The sequence below is a fragment of the Nocardia sp. NPDC057353 genome (assembly GCF_042667085.1).
Classification (GTDB): Bacteria; Actinomycetota; Actinomycetes; order Mycobacteriales; family Mycobacteriaceae; genus Nocardia.
This window is the reverse complement of record NZ_JBHVAK010000030.1, coordinates 58,046-76,116: the sequence shown is the minus strand read 5'-3', so window position 1 is coordinate 76,116 and position 18,071 is coordinate 58,046. Positions and strand designations below refer to the sequence as shown.

The 18,071-nt window shown below is 70.8% G+C and carries 15 protein-coding genes, 1 tRNA gene and 2 pseudogenes; 9 read left to right on the top strand and 9 right to left on the bottom strand.

All coding sequences use genetic code 11. The features are described from left to right. The first annotated feature begins 97 nt into the window (after positions 1-97). The 8 genes and pseudogenes from ACFUUZ_RS17655 to ACFUUZ_RS17620 all read left to right on the top strand — a co-directional run bounded on the left by ACFUUZ_RS17655 (position 98) and on the right by ACFUUZ_RS17620 (position 9,137). Positions 98-853, top strand: a complete 756-nt coding sequence (locus tag ACFUUZ_RS17655; RefSeq protein ID WP_378697355.1) for a polysaccharide deacetylase family protein — start codon at positions 98-100, stop codon at positions 851-853. A gap of 28 nt (positions 854-881) precedes the next feature. Then, positions 882-1,316, top strand: coding sequence for a cupin domain-containing protein (locus ACFUUZ_RS17650; protein WP_378697353.1), 435 nt, complete (start codon positions 882-884; stop codon positions 1,314-1,316). Between the two features lie 107 nt (positions 1,317-1,423). Next, on the top strand, positions 1,424-1,969 hold the full coding sequence (locus tag ACFUUZ_RS17645) for a DUF4232 domain-containing protein (protein ID WP_378697351.1): 546 nt from the start codon (positions 1,424-1,426) through the stop codon (positions 1,967-1,969). 271 nt (positions 1,970-2,240) lie between these two features. Beyond that, entirely contained in the window at positions 2,241-2,627 is a 387-nt protein-coding gene (locus ACFUUZ_RS17640; RefSeq protein WP_378697349.1) for a hypothetical protein, read from the top strand. Next, a pseudogene (locus tag ACFUUZ_RS17635) lies at positions 2,624-5,500 on the top strand (tetratricopeptide repeat protein); the annotation flags it as partial. The gene ACFUUZ_RS17640 and the pseudogene ACFUUZ_RS17635, both read left to right, overlap by 4 nt. A gap of 105 nt (positions 5,501-5,605) precedes the next feature. Further along, a pseudogene (locus tag ACFUUZ_RS17630) lies at positions 5,606-6,178 on the top strand (DUF3710 domain-containing protein); the annotation flags it as partial. 131 nt (positions 6,179-6,309) lie between these two features. Then, complete coding sequence (locus tag ACFUUZ_RS17625) at positions 6,310-6,762, top strand: MarR family winged helix-turn-helix transcriptional regulator (protein WP_378697347.1); 453 nt, start codon at positions 6,310-6,312, stop codon at positions 6,760-6,762. Further along, entirely contained in the window at positions 6,759-9,137 is a 2,379-nt protein-coding gene (locus tag ACFUUZ_RS17620; protein WP_378697345.1) for a LuxR C-terminal-related transcriptional regulator, read from the top strand. Before ACFUUZ_RS17625 ends, ACFUUZ_RS17620 begins: the two co-directional genes overlap by 4 nt. Positions 9,138-9,141: 4 nt before the next feature. Here ACFUUZ_RS17620 and ACFUUZ_RS17615 read toward each other — a convergent pair whose 3' ends face one another. Genes ACFUUZ_RS17615 through ACFUUZ_RS17595 form a run of 5 tightly spaced genes read right to left on the bottom strand, consistent with a single transcriptional unit; the run spans position 9,142 to position 14,961 of the window. Then, on the bottom strand, positions 9,142-9,984 hold the full coding sequence (locus tag ACFUUZ_RS17615) for an enoyl-CoA hydratase/isomerase family protein (protein ID WP_378697343.1): 843 nt from the start codon (positions 9,982-9,984) through the stop codon (positions 9,142-9,144). After that, a complete protein-coding gene (locus ACFUUZ_RS17610) occupies positions 9,984-11,516 on the bottom strand; it encodes a class I adenylate-forming enzyme family protein (protein ID WP_378697341.1) in 1,533 nt (510 codons plus the stop codon). Before ACFUUZ_RS17610 ends, ACFUUZ_RS17615 begins: the two co-directional genes overlap by 1 nt. Further along, the gene (locus ACFUUZ_RS17605) at positions 11,513-12,685 is read right to left on the bottom strand and encodes an alpha/beta fold hydrolase (protein ID WP_378697339.1); all 1,173 of its coding nucleotides are present in this window, start codon (positions 12,683-12,685) and stop codon (positions 11,513-11,515) included. The genes ACFUUZ_RS17610 and ACFUUZ_RS17605 overlap by 4 nt, the downstream gene beginning before the upstream one ends. Further along, on the bottom strand, positions 12,682-13,773 hold the full coding sequence (locus ACFUUZ_RS17600) for a homogentisate 1,2-dioxygenase (protein ID WP_378697337.1): 1,092 nt from the start codon (positions 13,771-13,773) through the stop codon (positions 12,682-12,684). Before ACFUUZ_RS17600 ends, ACFUUZ_RS17605 begins: the two co-directional genes overlap by 4 nt. A gap of 24 nt (positions 13,774-13,797) precedes the next feature. Further along, the gene (locus tag ACFUUZ_RS17595; protein WP_378697335.1) at positions 13,798-14,961 is read right to left on the bottom strand and encodes an acyl-CoA dehydrogenase family protein; all 1,164 of its coding nucleotides are present in this window, start codon (positions 14,959-14,961) and stop codon (positions 13,798-13,800) included. Between the two features lie 153 nt (positions 14,962-15,114). Between ACFUUZ_RS17595 and ACFUUZ_RS17590 the strand changes: the two genes are divergently transcribed. After that, positions 15,115-15,188 (top strand) — tRNA-Pro (locus tag ACFUUZ_RS17590). A gap of 85 nt (positions 15,189-15,273) precedes the next feature. Here the strand turns inward: ACFUUZ_RS17590 and xerC are convergent. The 4 genes from xerC to ACFUUZ_RS17570 all read right to left on the bottom strand — a co-directional run bounded on the left by xerC (position 15,274) and on the right by ACFUUZ_RS17570 (position 18,054). After that, positions 15,274-16,539 carry a tyrosine recombinase XerC gene (gene xerC / locus ACFUUZ_RS17585; protein WP_378697334.1) on the bottom strand — a complete coding sequence of 422 codons (1,266 nt, stop codon included), beginning with the start codon at positions 16,537-16,539 and terminating at the stop codon, positions 15,274-15,276. Between the two features lie 181 nt (positions 16,540-16,720). Further along, the gene (locus ACFUUZ_RS17580) at positions 16,721-16,906 is read right to left on the bottom strand and encodes a helix-turn-helix domain-containing protein (RefSeq protein ID WP_378697359.1); all 186 of its coding nucleotides are present in this window, start codon (positions 16,904-16,906) and stop codon (positions 16,721-16,723) included. 431 nt (positions 16,907-17,337) lie between these two features. Then, positions 17,338-17,676 (bottom strand): Lsr2 family protein, encoded by a 339-nt coding sequence (locus ACFUUZ_RS17575; RefSeq protein WP_378697331.1) that lies wholly within the window; start codon positions 17,674-17,676, stop codon positions 17,338-17,340. A 132-nt stretch (positions 17,677-17,808) separates the two neighbouring features. After that, positions 17,809-18,054 (bottom strand): hypothetical protein, encoded by a 246-nt coding sequence (locus ACFUUZ_RS17570; protein ID WP_378697329.1) that lies wholly within the window; start codon positions 18,052-18,054, stop codon positions 17,809-17,811. Positions 18,055-18,071 lie beyond the last annotated feature (17 nt).

The following is an 18,071-nucleotide window of genomic DNA, read 5'->3' as shown; positions in this document are numbered from 1 at the left end:
AGCCGGGGCCGCCGCGGTGCCTCAGTGGACGAATTTGCCGAAATGCCGTGCGGTCAATCCGCCGATCCGGCAGGCGCATCCCCTACATTGCCACTCTGTGGAGCGCAGACACTTTCTGGCAATGCTCGCCGCAGGCGCCGCCGCGGCGAGCGGCTGTACCCAGCCACCGCCCGCCGTCGCGGAGCCGCAGGTCGCCCTACCGGCCACCTCGGCCCCGCCCGCGGTGCCCCGCGTCCCGGTGCCCGCGGGTGCGCTGACGGCCATCCCCGGTCCGGGCACCAGCCTCGCGCTGACCGTGGACGACGGCGCGGATGCCGAGGTCGTCGCCGCCTACATCCGGTTCGCCCGCGATACCGGCGCCCGCTTCACCTTCTTCGTCACCGCCGCCTTCGACGGCTGGACCACGCACCGCGCCGAGCTCCGCCCGCTGGTCGAGTCCGGCCAGGTCCAGCTCGCCAACCACACCTGGGACCACCCCGGCCTCACCACCATCTCCCGCGCCGCCATGGCCGATCAGTTCACCCGCAGCAAACAGTTCCTGCTGAACACCTACGGTGTCGACGGCACCCCCTTCTACCGCCCGCCCTTCGGCTACCACAACGCCGTCGTCGACGAGGTCGCCGCCGACCACGGCTACACCGTCCCCACGCTCTGGTACGGCTCGCTCTCCGACTCCGGCCTCGTCACCCCGGAGTACCTGCTGCAGTGCGCCCGCACCTACTTCAATGCCCAGGCCATCGTGATCGGCCACGCCAACCACCCGCCGGTGACGCACGTCTACGGGCAGCTGCTCGACATCATCCGCGAACGCGGGCTATCGCTCGTCACGCTGAACGACGTATTCCGCACCTGACAGCGTTTGCGCTGGTTAGACTGCCGGAATGAGGCCCTTGATCAGCGCTCTCGTCGCCGGATCGGTCGTCCTTCTCGGCGCGGGCAACGCAACCGCAACCCCCGCGGTCGACATCACCGCCGTCACGCTGGGGCAGGTCACCGTCCCCGCGGGCATCTTCCCGGTCGCCACCGACCTGGTGGCCAGGCGGATCACCATCGGCCCCGGCGGCTCCACCGGCTGGCACTTCCACGACGGCCCGGTCTTCGGGGTGATCGCCGCGGGCGAGCTCACCCACCCCGGACCGGACTGCGTGGCGCCGGTCTACCGCGCGGGCGAGTTCATCAGCGAGCCCGCCGGCGAGTGGAACACCCACGTGGGCCAGAACCTCGGTACCGAGCCGGTGGTGCTCTACGTGGTCTACGCCCCGCCCGCGGGCGACCCGCTCTTCCGCGACGCGCCCGCGCCGGAGTGCGCCTCCTGAGGCGTTAACGCCCGCGCGGGCGGCAGGCGATCCGGTCTGTGACGGGCTCGTCCCTACGGGGGGATGGATACGTCGACAGATTCCGACTCTGCCACGAGGTGTTGTCCATGCAACGAATCGCCACCGCCGCCGTCCTGCTCGCGGCCGTCGCCGCCACGCTCACCGGCTGCGCGAATGCGCCCGCCACCGAACAGGTCCCGGTGCAGGGCGCGCCCACCGCGCCGATCCCCGCCTGTGCGGACGGGCAGCTGAACTTCGACGCCGAGCCGATCACGAACTCGGCGGGGACGACCCTCGGGTTCACGATCAACTACTGGGTGGTCGGTGCGAGCGGCGCCTGCACGCTGACCGGGTACCCCGGTGTCACCGCCGCGGACGGGGGACCGCAGGTGGACGCGGTGCGGCAGCCGCGCGGCGGGCTGTTCGGCGGGCTGCCCGACGGCGACGACCAGCCGCCGACCGTCGTGCTGGATCGGGAGCGCGGAGCGCAGGCCGTCGTGGAGGCGACGGTGATCGCGCACCAGAGCGCCGCCTGCCCGACCTACACGGAGTTCATGACCACCCCGCCGAACACCACCGACACCCGCGCGGTCCCGGTGACCGTCACCGGCTGCGAGTTCGCCGTCTACCCGGTGTACGCCTGGTCCCGCTGATCATCCACTGCGGTGCGATCTTTCCGCCGCGAATTCGACGCCCTGACTTGGCGGAGATGCAGTACCGACCTGCTCGGTCGAGCGGCGATGCTCGGTCAACCGGTGATTCGCCCGTAGTGTGCCGTACCCGAAGGTGTCACGTCACAGGCAACTTCCGTTCGGCGTTTCACGGGAAGACTCACGAATCCGCGCGAGGTGCTCTCCTCGCCGGACCGAGCCGCTACGCTGCTCGAATCGACTGATGTGCTGCGGCCGACGGGGAGGAACGAGGATGCCGGACACCAGCGAGCACTTGCTGATCCATACCGACCAGGGAACGAAGGGCGCCGAAGAGTTACTCGACTGGATCAGGGACGCCGATGGGTTGCGCGGCCGCGTCGCCCTGCCGCAGCGGCCGATCGGCCCGGGCGAGATGGGCGGCGCCCTCGGCGAGATCGTCGTCGTAGCCATGAGTTCCGGTGCTGCCGTTGGCATCGTCACGGCGCTGGCGCGAACGCTGTCGACGTGGCTGGGGCACCGTCGGACCGAAATCGCCGTCACCATTACCGGCGCAAACGGTAAGAAAGTGGTGTTCAAAGGGAGTGGCGTCGACATCGACACGAACGAGGTGCTGGAAGGGTTGCGAGCCCTGGTCGATCCGCCCGCCCAGCCGCGGTGAGCGGGTGGCATCCGGATCGCGTGGGTTCGCGGGCGGTCCTCATCGGGGCCGGCAACTACGAGCACGAGGAAGTCCTGGACATCCCGGCCGTTGCGAACAATCTCGGTGATCTGCACCGGCAGCTGACCGGCACCGGCGGAGTGTTAGATCCGGCGAACTGCTGGACACTGGTCGATCCTGCCGACAGTTCGCGGATTGGCAAGATCCTCGTCCGGGCTGCGAGCCAGGCAGTCGACACGCTGCTGGTGTACTACACCGGCCACGGCGTGCTGGACCGGCGCGGGCGGTTGCATCTGGCGGTAACGAGTACCGATCCCGACCACGTCGCCTTCTCCGCCCTGCCGTTCGCGACCCTCCGGGAAGCGATCCTCGACAGCCCCGCGACGACTCGCATTCTGATCCTCGACTGCTGCTTCTCCGGTCGCGCACTGGAAGCCCTCGCCACCGGGCCCGACGCGGTGCTCGGGCAGGCCGATATCGCGGGCACCTATCTGCTGACGTCCTCAGCGCGCGACGAACTGTCGTACGCGCCTGCGGGAGAACGTAATACGGCGTTTACGTCGGCGCTGCTCGCGGCCGCCGCGGATGCGCCGGGATTGGGGCTCGACGAGCTCTACGTGCACACGCATCGGCACCTGAACCGGCATGGTCATCCGCTCCCGCAGCGTCGCGTGTCCAATTCTGCTGGGCGGTTGGTGCTCTTCCCCGGTGTGGCTGTCGAGATGCGCAATGCCGCCGCCGACAACAGCGCCGAGGCCGAACCGGAGCGCGATCATCTGGCGCCGTCCGCGGTGTCGGTGCCGCCTATGGCGAGTCATAGGGCACTCGCCGAGCGCGCCGCGACGCATGCGGCCGCCGGGCGCGTCGCGGAAGCGATCGCGCTTTGGAAGCAGGTGCTCGCGGATCGGGAACGGCTGCTCGGCGCCGATCATTCCGAGACCCTCGCCGCTCGCAGTGGGCTGGCGAACGCGTACGCGGCGGAGGAATCCTGGGACCGAGCGATTCCGCTCCTGGAGAAGTGCCTGGCCGCCGGAAAATGGATCTTGGGCGCGGACCACCCCGGTGTCTTGGCCACCCGACATACCCTGGCGACTGGGTATTTCCGTTCGGAGCGGGTGGCAGAGGCCGTGGGGCTGTATCGGCAGAACGTCACCGATCGCGAACTGATACTCGGCGTCGAGCACGCCGACACCGTCGAGAGCAGGCGCGACTTGGCGGTTGCGCTGCAGGCCGCCGAGCGCCACGAAGAAGCAATCCCGCTCCTGCGGCGAGCACTCGCGGATTGCGAGCGGTCGGGTTCCGATCAGCGGGGCATCGCGGAGATCTGCCGCCTGCTCGCGGCCGGGTACCGTGCGACGGGGGCGGATACCGAAGCGATCCCGCTGCTTGAGCGGGTGTTCGCCGACAGTGCGCTCGACAGTAACGATTCGGAAGCCTGCGACACAGGAGGTGAACTTGCGGCGGCGTACGAGGCCGTCGGTGACCTGGACAAGGCCATCCCGCTCCGCCAGCGGAATCTCGCCAGGGCTCGGCACATCCTCGGCAATGATCACCTCGCCACCTTCGATGCCCGCAGCGCCCTCGCCACGGCATATCAGGAGGCGGGCCGTGCGGTCGAGGCGATCGCGCTACACCGGCAGAACCTCACCGATCGGCAGCGGGTGCAGGGCGCCGACCATCCTGCCGCCCGCATCACTCGCACCGGTCTCGCCGACGCGCTCGCGGAGGTGGGGCAGTACGACGAGGCGATCGCGAACTACACGCAGCTCTGCGTCGACCGGGAGGAGTCGCTCGGACCAGACCATCCGGACACCCTCGCCATCCGCTCCGTTCTGGCTGCAACCTGTCAGCGGGCCGGCCGGTCGGACGAAAGCAGAACGCTGTACGAACGTCTCCTCGCCGACGAGGAACGGTCTCTGGGCATCTATGACCCTGCGACCGTTGCCACCCGCGATGCATTGGTGACCGCATACCGGGCGCTGGACACACTGCCGACCGTGACCGAGTTCTGGCAGCGGGCGCTCACCGATCGGGAACGGCTACTGGGCGCGGATCATCTCGACACCCTGAGTGCGCGGGACGATCTTGCGACCGTCCACCGTGCTGTGGGCGACCTGGACACCGCGATCTCGTGCTATCGCCAGAACCTTACTCGCCGGATGGATATCCTCGAGCCAGGGCACCGCGACATCGTTGCCACGCGCTTGGCACTGGCCGACACCTATCGGATGAAAGGACTTGTTCGGCAGTCGATTCCCCTCTATGAGCAGGCTTTGACCGAACAAGCGCAGCTTCTCGGCGATGACCACGTCGAGACCACGAGCTCTCGGCGCAGCCTGGCCGATGCCTACCACGCCGCAGGACGTCTCGACGAGGCTCTCCCGCACTACGAGCGGATACTCCGGCACCGGGAGCGGGACTTTGGCTCGGACGATGTTGAGAGCCTCGCCATCCGGGACACGATGGCTGCCGCATACTGGTCGCGGGGCCACACCCAGGCCGCGGTCGAGACGCTGGAGCGCAATCGCGCCGTCCGAGAACGGGTACTCGGACTTGAGCACCCCGCTACCCTGGCCACCCGCCACGAGCTGGCGACCGCCTGGCATCGAACCGGGCGCGTGCACGATGCGATCGGTCTGCACGGCGACAATCTCACCATCCGGGCCCGTGCTCTCGGCTCGCGACATCCGGACACCATCGCATCGGGCGCCGAACTCGCCGACGCGTACCGCGATACGGGTTCCCTGCGCGATGCGATCCGTTTCTACGAGTGGGTACTTCAGCTGCGCGAGCAAGACTTGGGCGCCGAGCACCCCAATACCCGCACCACCCGCGACAACCTCGCTGAGGTGCAGCGCAGGGTGAACCGACCCAGCGAGGTACTGCCGGTTCAGGAGTCGACAGGCGAAGTGCGTCTCGATGTCGCGCGTCGGCCTGATGCTGGCCGACGGCTGCATGCCACCCGCCATGGGGCTTCCGGCCCCTACGACTACGGGGAAGTGCAGTTCCAGCTCGACGCCGTCATCGATCAGCGGCTCGATCTGGGCTCGGTCATCATTCCACTCCCGCCCGGCGGACAGTTGCAGGTCGAGATGGCCCGTGATGGAAACCCGCAGGCGGTGCACCTCGCCACTCGCGACGGCAGGCTCACGGTTGCCGCTTATGCTGCGCCGAAGTCTCCTGGGCAGTGGCATACAGTCCTGATGGACTTGATGAAGTCGCTGCGTCAGGACGGCGCACAGGTTCGGATCGAGCCAGGGCCGTGGGGGCCCGAGCTGCTAGCGGTCACCGATGGCGCCGACCTGCGCTTCATCGGAGTAGACGGCCCCCGCTGGATGGTTCGCATGGTCGCGGCGGGTCCAACGGGGTCGGTCGACGAGGACAGCCTACTGAGCCGCACCGCCCGCGCTGTGTTGAGTGAAACCGTCGTCCGTCGCGGCGTCGAGCCGCTGCCGGTGCGGGATCCCCTGCCGGTAGTACTGCCCAGAGACCTGGCCGAGCAGCTCGCCGACGCGCATCGACAGCAGCTCGCCGCCGAGCATCGCCAAGCAGATGGAGCGACAAAGTCTCAGTCGCGCGTGAGGTGAAAGGTTGCGGACCGGGTGGCTACGGCGTTCACTCGGGCAGTTAGTTCTGCCATTCTGTGGTCGGGGCAGGTACCTGTATCTACAGTATCTGCATCATGACCGTTTCCGAGGGCGTGCGCAGCGCCGACACCATCGAGGGCTGGCGCAGGCTCGTGCTCGCGCACGACCGGCTCATGCGGACCTTCGAAGCCGAGCTCAAGCGCGACTTCGGGCTGACCGTCGCCCAGTACGACGTCGTGCACCGGCTGGCCGCCGACCCGGAGCACCCGGTGCGCATGTCGGAGCTGGCGCAGGCCCTCCTCTACAGCAGCGGGGCGGCGACCAAGGTGCTGGACCGGCTCACCGAGCGGGGCCTGGTGGAACGGGTGCCGGACCCGGCCGACCGCAGGGCCGTCCGGATCGGGCTCACCGACGCGGGCCGCGAACTGGCGGTGCGGGCCCGGCGCGCGCACGGGCGGAGCATCGCGCGCGCGGTGGGGCCGTTCGAGTCCGAGGCGGAGCGCACCCACGTGTTGGCGTACCTCGGCAGGCTGGCCGCGGAGCCGTGACCGGCGATCCGGCGGCGGCACTGCTCGATCGGCTGCTCGGGACCGCCGTGCTCGCGGCGGTGGTCGCGCCCGCGGGCAGCGGGAAGACGACGGCGATTCGCGCGTGGTTGGCAGCCCGCGACGTGCGCCATCGGTGGATGGTGCCGGGCTGCCGCGCCGAGGCGGTTCTCCAGCCCGCGGGAGATGTCCGCCACCCGGCGCCCGAGCACGGCCGACGTCCGGTTCCGTCCGATGCGGAGGTCGTCGTGTTCGACGACTGCCGTGCGGGGGAGTGGAGCACCGAGATCGGGCGGGCGGTCGCCAGGGGACAGCGGGTGATCCTGGCCGGTCGGGACGCACCGCCGCCGGCATTCTGGGAGGCGCTGGGCCGCGGACGCGCCGTGCTCGTTGGCTTCGCCGACCTGCTGCTCTCCCGGGAGCGCGTCGAGCAGCTGGCACGGGAGCGCGGGATCGAGCCTGCGCCCGAGCTACTCGACGACCTGATCGAGCAGACCAGGGGCTGGGCCGCACCGGTGACGATCGCCCTGGACGCCATGGCGGCGGGCCCGGTCCGAGTCGAGCGGCTGCTGCTCGCGGCTGGGCAGTACCTCCACGCCGAGGTCATCGCCGACCTCTCCGCCGACCAGCGGGCCCGCTGCGCCCGACTCGCCCTGCTCGACGGCTTCGACGACGAACTCGCGGCCGAGGCACTGCGGCAGGCGCCGCTGGGCGAGCCGGACCGGCGGCTGCTGCTCCCCGCCGCGGCGGCGGGCGAATTCGAGTTCCCGCCGATCCTGTCGCGGCTGCTCACCCGCGACGACGCCGCACCGACCGCCGAGGAGCTGACCGCGATCCACCTGCGCGCCGGTCGATTCCACGAGGCGCGCGGCGCATGGGACCGCGCACTGCGCCACACCCTGCGCGCCGGACCGGACCGCGCGGTGCGCCAACTCAAGCGCATGCTGGCGGTGCTGGAGCCGCAGGGCCGCTCGGCGGAGGCGCTGCGCTGGTTCCGCCTGCTCCCCGAAGCCGCGCGCACCCGCCCGGAGGCGCTGCTCGGCCTCGGCCTCGCCCTGGTCCAGGCCGGGCTCCCGCGCGAGGCGGCGCAGCTGCTCGACCAGGCCGACCCCGCCGCCTGGGAGGCCGCCGACCAGGTCGCCGAGCTCTCGATGATCCGCGCCATGGTGCACCGGCTGCTCGTCGAGCACGACGCCGCGGTCACCGCGGGCGAACAGGCGCTGACCCTGCTGGACGGCGCCGCGACCGCACCGAACCGGCGCTCCCTCCTGCGCGTGCTCGCCGTCGAGCAGCTCCGCGAGATCGCCTGCTGGCGCGGTGATTCCGCGCGAACCCGCAGCCTGGCCGCCGACTGCCACCGTGACCTGCTGCGCGCAGGCCACCGGCTCTCCCTGGTCCACGCCACGGGAGTGACGGCGCTGGCCGCGGCCGTGAGCGGCGACCACGCGCGCGCCGGTGCCCAGGCCGCCGTCGCGCTGCGCACCGCCGAGCAGTGCGGCTTCGGCGGCACCCACGTCGACGCCGAGGCGCACCTGGTACTCGGCCTGATCGCCGCCGAGCGCGGCGACCTCGACCGCGCCCGCACCGAGCTGCGCCGGGCCCGGGAACTCGCCGCGGCCGGAATGTTCCCGACCACCGCGCGCTGGGCCGAGCTGTCCCTCGCCCCCGCACTGGCCGAGACCGGTCACCTCGACGAGGCCCGCCTGCTCCTCGCCGATCTCGGCGACCACGCGCGCCGCACCGGTGACCCGGTACTCGCGGCCCGGCTCCTCGTCGCCGCCGCACAGGTACACCGGCACGCGGGCGAACCGGACGCCGCCCGAGCGCAGTACACCCGACTGGCCGCCGCACCCGCCCCGCCCGACGTACTCCGCGCCCGCATCCTGCTGGCCTGCGCGCTCGATGCCGACCGCGACTTCCCCGCCCTGCTGCCCCGCCTCGGCACCGACCCCGCCGACGCGGTACTGGCGGCACTGGTCCGCGCCCGGCTCGGCGACCCCGCGCGCCTCGCCGACGGCCTCCGCCGAGCCGAGCGGGCCGAACTGCACCGCACCCCGCTGGAGCTCCTGCGCGGCCACGCCCACCTGCTCACCGACACCGTCGCCGACCTGGTCACCGGCCCCGGCCCCGGCTACGTCCGCGCGCTCGCCGCCGAGCTCGCCGAATCCACGCCTGCGGCCATCCTGCTCAGCGCCCGCGAGACCCAGATCGCCCTGCTCCTCCCCGGCCGCAAGTCGCAGCCGAGCATCGCCGCCGAGCTCTACATCTCGGCCAATACGATGAAAACCCACGTCAAGCACATCTATCAGAAGCTCGGCGTGCAGACCAGGGACGAGGCGGTGGCCCGGTTGGTCGAGCTCGGCCTCGTCCCCGGCTGAGCGCTCAGGCGCCCCAGCGCGGCGCCCGCTTGTCGGCGAAGGCGCGCAGCGCCTCCCGGTGGTCGGCGGAGTGGAAACTCAACCCCTCCATGGCGATCGACGCGGTCAGCACCTGCTCCATGGACTGCCGCAGCAACAGGTTCACCGATGCCTTGGTCAGCTCCACCGCCAGCCGCGGCCCGGCCGCCAGCCGCTCGGCCATGGCGCGCGCGGCGCCCGCCAGCTCGGCGGCGGGCAGCGCGTGGTTGACCAGCCCGAGGTCGGCCGCGCGCCGCCCGGTCAGCCGGTCGCCGGTCATCAGGTACTCCTTGGCCCGGTGCGGGCCGATGAGCAGCGGCCACAGCGCGGCGCCGCCGTCGCCCGCGACGACGCCGATTCCGACGTGCGGGTCGGCGAAGGCCGCGGCCTCGTCCACGTAGACGACGTCGGCCAGCAGCGCCAGCGTGGCGCCGAGCCCGATCGCCGCGCCGTTCACCTGCGCCACCACCGGCTGCCGCACCGCCAGCACGGCCCGCACCAGGTCGATCCCGCCGCGCAGGATCACCTCGTACCCCTCGCCGGTCGGCGCCTGCTCTTCGAGCCAGCCGAGGTTGCCGCCCGCGCAGAACGCCCCGCCCGCCGGGTCGCCGGTGAGCAGCACCGCGCGCACCGCGTTCTCCCGGTGCAGCGCGGTGAAGACGTCGGCGATCTCCTCGTGCATGGCGCCGTCGACGGCATTGCGGTGCGCCGGGTTGCTGAGCGTGACGGTGGCGACCGGGCCCGCCAGCTCCAGCCGCAGCCGCTCGTAGTGGCCCGGCTCCAACCTGCGCCGGAAGGCGGCGGTGAGCGTCTCGGTGCTCGCGGTCATCAGGAAACTCCTCGGGTGTGTCCGGCCCAGTGCCCGCGGCGCAGTTCCCGCTTGAGGACCTTGCCGCCCGCGTTGCGGGGCAGTTCGTCGACGAACTCGATCGACCGGGGTCGCTTGAACCCGGCGATGTGCTCCCGGCACCAGGCCAGGAACTCGGTCGGGTCGGGGGTGCTCCCGGCCCGGGGGATCAGTACGGCGTGCACGGCCTCGCCCCACTCGGCGTGCGGGACGCCGATGACCGCGGCGTCCTCGACCTGCGGGTGCCGCACCAGCACCCGCTCGACCTCGGCCGGGTAGACGTTCTCGCCGCCGCTCACCACCATGTCCTTGGCCCGGTCCACGATGGTCAGGAAGCCGTCGTCGTCCAGCACGGCGATGTCCCCGGTCGCGTACCACCCGCCCGGCTCCAGCCCGACTCCCGGCTCGCCGGTCGGCGTCCGGTAGCCGGCGAACAGCCGCGGCCCGCGGATCACCAGCTCGCCCGGGACCCCGGTTCCCACATCGGTGCCGTCGGGGCCGCGCAGCCGGATCTCCCACTCCGGCAGCGGCTTCCCGGCCGTGCCGAGGCGGCTCGGGTCGCGGTGGTGCTCGGGCAGCAGCATGGCGACCGGGCTCTGCGCCTCGGTCATCCCGTAGACCTGCCGCAGGTCGCAGCCGAGCAGGTCGATGGCGCGCGCGACCAGGTCGGGGCCCGCGGGCGCGGTGCCGTACCAGACCTCGCGCAGCGAGCCCAGCTCCGGCGGGCTGTCGAGCGCGGCCAGCGCGTCGACCACCCGGCGCAGCGTCGCCGGGGGCAGGTGCCCGTAGTGCACGCCGCGCTCGGCGACCGCGCGGATCCACCGCTCCGGGTCGAAGGCCGCCTGCAGGTGCGTGGTGCCCCCGCTGAGCAGCGACGCCCCCAGCTCCTGCAGCCCGGCCAGGTGGAACAGCGGCGTGAACCGCAGGTGCACGTCGCCGCGGCCGAGCCCGGCCAGCTCCACCAGCCGCCCGCACCCGTGCAGGTGCGCCGCGTAGGTCAGCCCGATCACCTTCGGCAGCCCGGTGGTGCCGCTGGTGTGCAGCAGCGCGAAGGTCTCGTCGCCGGCGGGCTCCCCGGGCGGGCCGTCGGCGCGGTCCGCGCCGAGCACGGTGCGCGGCCCCGCCGGGACCACCGCCTCGGCACCGGCCGCGAACTCCGGGTCGTGCGCGATCGCGACCGGCGCGCCGACCGTGCCGAGCTCCGCGAGTTCGCCGGGGGTGAGCCGCCAGTTCAGCAGCAGCGGGTGCGCGCCCAGGTAGGAGAGCCCGAGTACGGTGACGACCAGGTCGGTGCTGTTGCGGCCGAGCACCGCCACCGGGTCGCCCGCGCCGACCCCCGCCGCCCGCCAGTAGCCGGCGGCGCGGCGGAGTTCGGCGTCGAGCGCGGCGTAGGTCAGCGCGGCGCCGCGCTCGTCGGTGAGCGCGAGCAGCTCCGGCAGCACCCTGGCCTGGTGCGCCACCACCCGGACCCAGCCTGGCACCGCCGAATCCGTCGGCACGGGAGCGATACTCACCGGGTGACCTCGGCGAAGTCGTGCCGCCGCAGCCAGTCGGTGATCCGCCCGACCGCCTCCGCGAGGTGCTCGCGCTGGTCCGGGCCCGCGTAGTAGTGCGTCGCGCCCGCGATGTCGTACCGCTCGGCCTTCGTGTTCACGAACGCCTCGTGCAGCCGCCGGGTGTGGCTCGGCGTGCAGGCGTCGTCGGCGGTGTTGCCGATGACCAGCACCGGCACCGTGACCCCCGCCGCCGCCCGCACTCCGTCGGCATTGCCGCGGTCGTAGCTCCACTGCGAGAGCCAGCCGCGCAGCGTGGTGAAGCGGGCCAGCCCGACCGGGCTCATGTTCACCACCTCGGGATCGCCCAGGTAGCAGCTGCCGGGCACGCGGTCGTTCGGGTCGACCGCCGGGTCCAGCCAGCGCGGGTCGGCCATGGTGCCGTGCACCACGAAACCGAACTCCGCCAGCGGCCGCCCCGCCGCCCGCAGCCGGGCCAGCATCGCCTCCGCCCACGCGGTGATCCGCCGGTTGCGGGCGATCTGCGCGGCCCGGTACCGCTCCAGGAACTCCGCGGAGTAGGGCGGCTGGTTCGGGTTGGCGGGGTCGTACAGGTCGAGCTCCGGGGCGCGGACCGAGGGGTCGCGCTCGTCCAGGATCGAGGCGTCCAGCCACTCGGTCAGCGTCTGGTGCCGGGAGACGTGCGCGGCCAGCAGCATGAGGCCGTCGGCGGCGGGCATGTCCAGCGCGGTGAGGTCGGGGCCGTCGCCGGAGGGGGCCGCGGTGACCGTCGGCCGCTCGGCCTGCTCCTGGTAGAAGACCGACAGCGACCCGCCGCCGCTCCACCCGGCCAGCACCACCTTCCGGTACCCCAGCTCCTCCCGGACGTGCCGCACGCAGGCGGCCAGATCCTCCGCCACCTTCTCCATCAGCAGCGCCGAGTCGTTGCCCCGGTACCGGCTGTTGCAGTAGACGACGTGGTGCCCCGCCTTGGCCAGCGCGTTCGTCATCGGGAGGTAGGCGCCGCCACCGATCGGGTGCATGAAGACGATCGCGGTCTCGGACTCGGCCGCCCCGCGCAGCAGGTGCGCCTCGAGTGCCACCGATTCGCCGGTGCCGCCGTAGGTGTCGCGGGCGGCGGAGGTGTCCGGGAAGACGACGAGGAAGGGGGTTCGGGTGTAGCGGCTCAACGCTGCTCCTCACTGATACGGCGGACTTCGGGGTTGACGGTGAGCGGGCGGCGCACATCGATCGAGAGCACCGACCAGTTCACCCGGTCGTACTCGGCGAACTTGGCGCGCGCCCTGGCCCGCGCCTTCTCCGGCGGGCCGTGGTGGATGCCCTGCGGGGCGTGCGAGATCAGCCCCGGCGGCATCTCGATGCCGAAGAGGTCGCCGCTGTGGAACAGCGCCACCTCGTCGTAGTCGGCATTGCGGTGGAACCAGGGCAGCCGCTCCACCCCCGCCCGCGACTCGGCCGGACGCGGCAGGAAGTTCAGCACCACCACCCCCTCCGACCGCAGGAAGATCTGCGCCGTCGGCGGCAGGTGCACTCCCTCGGAGAGCACCGGGTTGTAGTCGCGCAGGTTGAACTTGAACGGGAAGTAGTCGCCCTTCCACCCCGCGACGTCGAACGGATTGTGCGCGTAGAGCAGCTCCCCGGTCTCGTGCCGCCGGGTCAGCCGCACCCGCCAGGTCGGCCCCCCGTCGGTGCGCACCTCCGGCTCCGGCACGAAGGCGACCGTCGGGTCGAACGGGTGGTGCCTGCCCAGCACCCCCGCCTCCGGCACCCGGAACTCCTCGACCGACTCCAGGATCAGGAACGCCTGCTCACCCGCCTCCGGCACCTGCTGGTAGGTGACGGCCTTCGGCAGCAGGACCCAGTCACCCGGCTCGTACGGGATCGGCCCGAACTCCGTCCGGAACACCCCCGTCCCGCGGTGCACGAAGAACAACTCGTCCCCGCCGATATTGCGGGCGTGGAACGGCATCGCCGCGCTCCGCCTGCTCAGCAGGAACCGAACATCCTCGTTCTCGAAGAGCACCAGCGGCGACCCCTCCGGGTCCGTCGCGTCGGTCGGCTCCAGGTCGTCGACGAGCACATCGGTCATGGCGAAGGCGCCGGACGCCGTGTAGCGGGTCGGGTCGTTGTGCCGGTAGAGCTGCGCCTGCCTGCCGACGAAGCCGTACCGGCCGAGCTCCTCGTCCTTCAACCCGTCCAGGTCGCGGTGCACGTGGTTGGGCGTGATCCCCTTGCGGAACTGCACGAACGATTCCATGTGATCCTCTCTGACGTCGCCCGGTCAGCCCCGGACCGGGTCCGGGAGCAGCGAGCGGGCGACGATCTCCTTCATGACCTCGGTGGCGCCGCCGTAGATCGTGGTGATCCGCGCGTCCTGGTAGGCCCGGCCGATCGGGTACTCGAGCATGTAGCCGTAGCCGCCGTGCAGCTGCACGCACCGGTCGACCACGGACTTCTGCAACTCGGTCGTCCACCACTTCGCCTTGGCCGCGGACGCCGCCGAGAGCTTGTTCTCCAGGTGCGCTGCTGTGCAGCGGTCCACGTAGCTCTGCGCGATCTCCAACTCGGTGTCGATCTCGGCCAGCACGAACCTGGCGTGCTGGAACTCGCTCAGCGCCCGCCCGAACAACCGCCGCTCCCCGACGTGCTCGAGCGTCCACGCCAGCGCCGCCCGCGCCGCCGACACCGCCGTGACCGCGATCGACAGCCGCTCCTGCACCAGGCACTCCGCCAGCAGCGCGAACCCCTGCCCTTCCGCCCCGAGCAGGTTCTCGACCGGCACCTCCACCTCGGTGAAGCTCAACTCCGCCGTGTCCTGCGCGTGCAGCCCGACCTTCCGCAGTCGACGCCCCCGCTCGAACCCCGGCATGCCGCGCTCCAGCACCAGCAGGCTCAACCCGCGGTGCCGCTGCGAAGGGTCGGTCTTCACCGCCGTCACCACGATGTCGGCATTGATGCCGCTGCTGATGAAGGTCTTGGCGCCGTTCACGACGTAGCGGTCGCCGTGGCGGATCGCCGTCGTCCCGATCCCCGCCAGATCGCTGCCCGCGCCCGGCTCGGTCATGGCGACCGCGCCGATCAGCGAGCCGTCGCACATGCCGGGAAGCCAGCGTTCCTGCTGGTCGGGCGTGGCGTGGGTGAGCAGGTAGGGGAGGACGATGTCGTTGTGCAGGGTGAAGGCGAGGCCAGGGCCGTTCAGCCCGCGGCGGTGGATCTCCTCGTTCAGCACCACGTTGAACCGGAAGTCCGGCTCCCCGCCCCCGCCGAACTCCGCAGGCGCGGCCGTCCCGAGCAGGCCGGTCTCACCCGCCCTGGTGAACACCGTGCGGTCGATCATCCCGGTCTCGTCCCATTCCGCCCGGCGCGGGACGAGCTCGCGGTCCAGGAAGGCCGACACGGTGGCGCGGAAGGCCTCGTGGTCGGCGTCGAAGAGATTGCGTTCCATGGGGTTCGATGGAACTCCGGATTCGGGGGGAGCGAATCACCCCGTCAGGGTGATGCGGGTTCATGCGATCAGCGTTTGGGGCGCTGACCAGCGGATTAGTGTCCAGAGCGGGACCTGCGGTAATCTCATCGGGCACCTGGAGGACAGGTGCAGCGGGCTGTGGCGCAGCTTGGTAGCGCACTTGACTGGGGGTCAAGTGGTCGCAGGTTCAAATCCTGTCAGCCCGACATCGAAAACCCCTTCCGACCTGGATCGGAAGGGGTTTTTTCGTGTCAGGGATTCGAGCGGAAACGGCGATTTCTCACAGAAATCTCACGTTTTTGGATCGTCACCGCGTGCCCAGGCCTCCAGAACGGCCCGGTTGTCGGGCACCGTCTCGGGCCGGTCGATGTAGTGGGTCGCGGCGATCTCCCGGGTGTTGCCGAGCTGTCGGGCGGCGCGCTCGGTGTCCTCGTAGGCATGATCGACCGCGGTCGCCACGCCCTTGCGGAAGGTGCGTGGAGTGACCCAGGCGAAGTTCTCACCGCGGGCGGCGCGCCAGATCCGGCCGAAGTTGTTCGGGTTGCGCACCGACCCGTTACGCGCCGGGAACAGCAGACCGTCCGGGTTCGGCGTCCCGGCCACCTCGAGGTCCTTGGTCGCCTCGCGCACAGCCTCGACGGTGTAGTCGGGCAGCCGGATGCGCCGCCACCCGTTCTCGGTCTTCGGCGCCGGCTTGCGCACCCAGCCCCCGGCTCCGGCGCCCTTGACCTCGATCAGGGTGCCGGTCACATCGAGGTACGGCTCGGTGGCGTCGAGGTCGATGTCGTCGAGCAGCACCGCCAGCGCCTCGTGCGGGCGCATCCCAGTGCCGGTGATCAGATCGACCACCCACACCACCGTCCAGTCCCGCGCCGGCCCGCTGACATAGGCCGGGGTACCGGGAACGGCCTCTCCGCGCGCCCACGCGCGGACCTGCGCCCGAAACGCAGGCAGGCTGGCATGGTCGTGCACCTTGCCGCGGGCGCTGGTGCGGCGCCGGATGAAGGGACTGACCCCGTCGACCGGGTTGACGTCGATGACGCCGTGGCGGACGGCGATCTGCATCATCGCGCGCAGGATGATCTTGTGCTGTTTGGCCTTGCGCCGCAGTCCCAGCGCGGTGAGGCGCTTGAGGTGGCGGTTCAGCTCGCCGGAGGTGGCCTGCCAGATCTGCAGGTTGCCGAGCGAGTTCTCGATCTTGACCGTCGCCTTATTCGCGCGGCGATCGGTGGAGACGTAGATCTCGCGGCGGTAGTCCTCGATGTTGCCCTCGGTGTAGGCGTCGTCGGCCCGCAGCTCCTCCAACAGCTCCGCGGCCAGGACGATCAGCTTGGTGGTCCGAGTGATGCGCTCACGCATCGGCTGCTCACGGAAGTCCCGCATGGCCTCGGCGAGCCGGTTGCGGGCGTCATCGGCGCTGAGGCCCATCCGCTCGATCTGCTGTGCGCCGCCGGGGCCGTAGTAGCGCACCGTGGTCCGGTAGCGTCCGTTGCGTTGCCTCTTCGGCTTGGTCGGCACTCCGAACGTGCCTATCGGTTTCGGGATGCGGCCGACCATGATTGACCTCCATTCGCATCGGATGTTCACTGCTCGCGACGTGCTCGCGAGTCGACTGGTTCTGCTGGCACCGGCCAGCGGTCGCTGAGCTGTGTTGCTTGGAAACGCCACCAAAGCCGGGAAGCGGCTGCAAGAGCGAGAAAATCGCCAGAAGTTTGCTGATGTAGACAGGCTCTTCGGCTCAGTCGTGTTCACCTGAGACGAGGTCGATCTGTTCTTGTTCCCACGCCTGCAGGTCAGAGAGCCGATACCGGCGGTATCTACCCATGCGGGCATAGCGGGGCCCCCGTCCGGCGGAGGCCCACGACGCCAACGTCTTCAACGGGATCTGCAGGCGCTGGGAAACATCGCGCGAACTCAGCCACACCTCTTCGGACGCGCGTTCGCCCGCCCGGTCCGACGTTGCGTCGCCACGAGGTGGTGGTGTGGAGGGGTGGTGAGATGGTCGGTCAGGCACAGGAAGGCTCCTCGTCCTGGATCCTCCATCTGGCAGCCGTACCCATGACCATTGAACCGCACAGCAGTGTCAGCCGCCAACGTGCTCGGCACCGTTTGCGATGACAGCACTAGTGCCCAGTACTGGCTCGCGCCCCGACGAGCCGAGGTCGGTTTCCCGAGTGCGCCGCGATGCGCAGGTCATCGCGCAAACGCCTGTGAGGTCGGTCGACCCAGTGCTTGGTCACCTTGAGTAGACGACACCACATCGCTCAAAGAAGCGCACCCAGACAGCAGACCGAGTCCAGCAGTACCGCGCTGTAGGTGCACGGTCGTTATCGACCGAGTCGGGCGTTTGGGCGGTCAGGCTGTTGTTGCGGCGCGGTAGGCGGCGATGACGTCGGTGGGGATGCGGCCGCGGGCGGAGATGTCGTGGCCGTTTTCGGTGGCCCAGGCGCGGATCGCGGCGACTTCGGCGCGGTTGTCGGCATTGCGGGGTTGGGTGCTGCGGCTGCGGGGAGCCTTGCCGACGCGGCGGGCGTGCGGTGTCCACTGTTCGAGGAAGCCGCGCAGGTTACCGGCGTTGGTGTCGGAGAGGTCGATCTCGTAGGCGACGCCGTCGAGGCCGAAGGTGACGGTTTGGGTCGCGGGCGAGGTGCCGTCGTAGTCGTCTACTACGGTCACTACGACTTTGCGGGCCACCAGAGTGCTCCTTCACGTCCATCCGGCATCAAGATCGGACGAGTGTATGTGGCCGGTCCGGCGCGAGTGAATCGGCCCTGCGGGAGCGCCGGCTGTTGCCGTGGCCCGGGCGAATTCGGGTGCTGTGCTGATTCAGTGGGGGAGCTCCGGTGGGTCGAGTTCCTCGACGAGAGGCAGGCTGACACCGGACATGACCACGATGACAGCTGACCAGGTCAGGGGTTTGTCGATCCATTCACCGCGATCGGGATGCCAGTACCGCCAGTCGCCGGTGCCGTGTTTGCGGAACAGGTCGCCGTCTTGGTTGCGCACGCAGAGGATGTCAGTGGGTTCGGGGGAGTCCCAGTGCAGATCGTGCAGGGTCCGGGGGATGGTCACGTCACGACTGTGGGCCT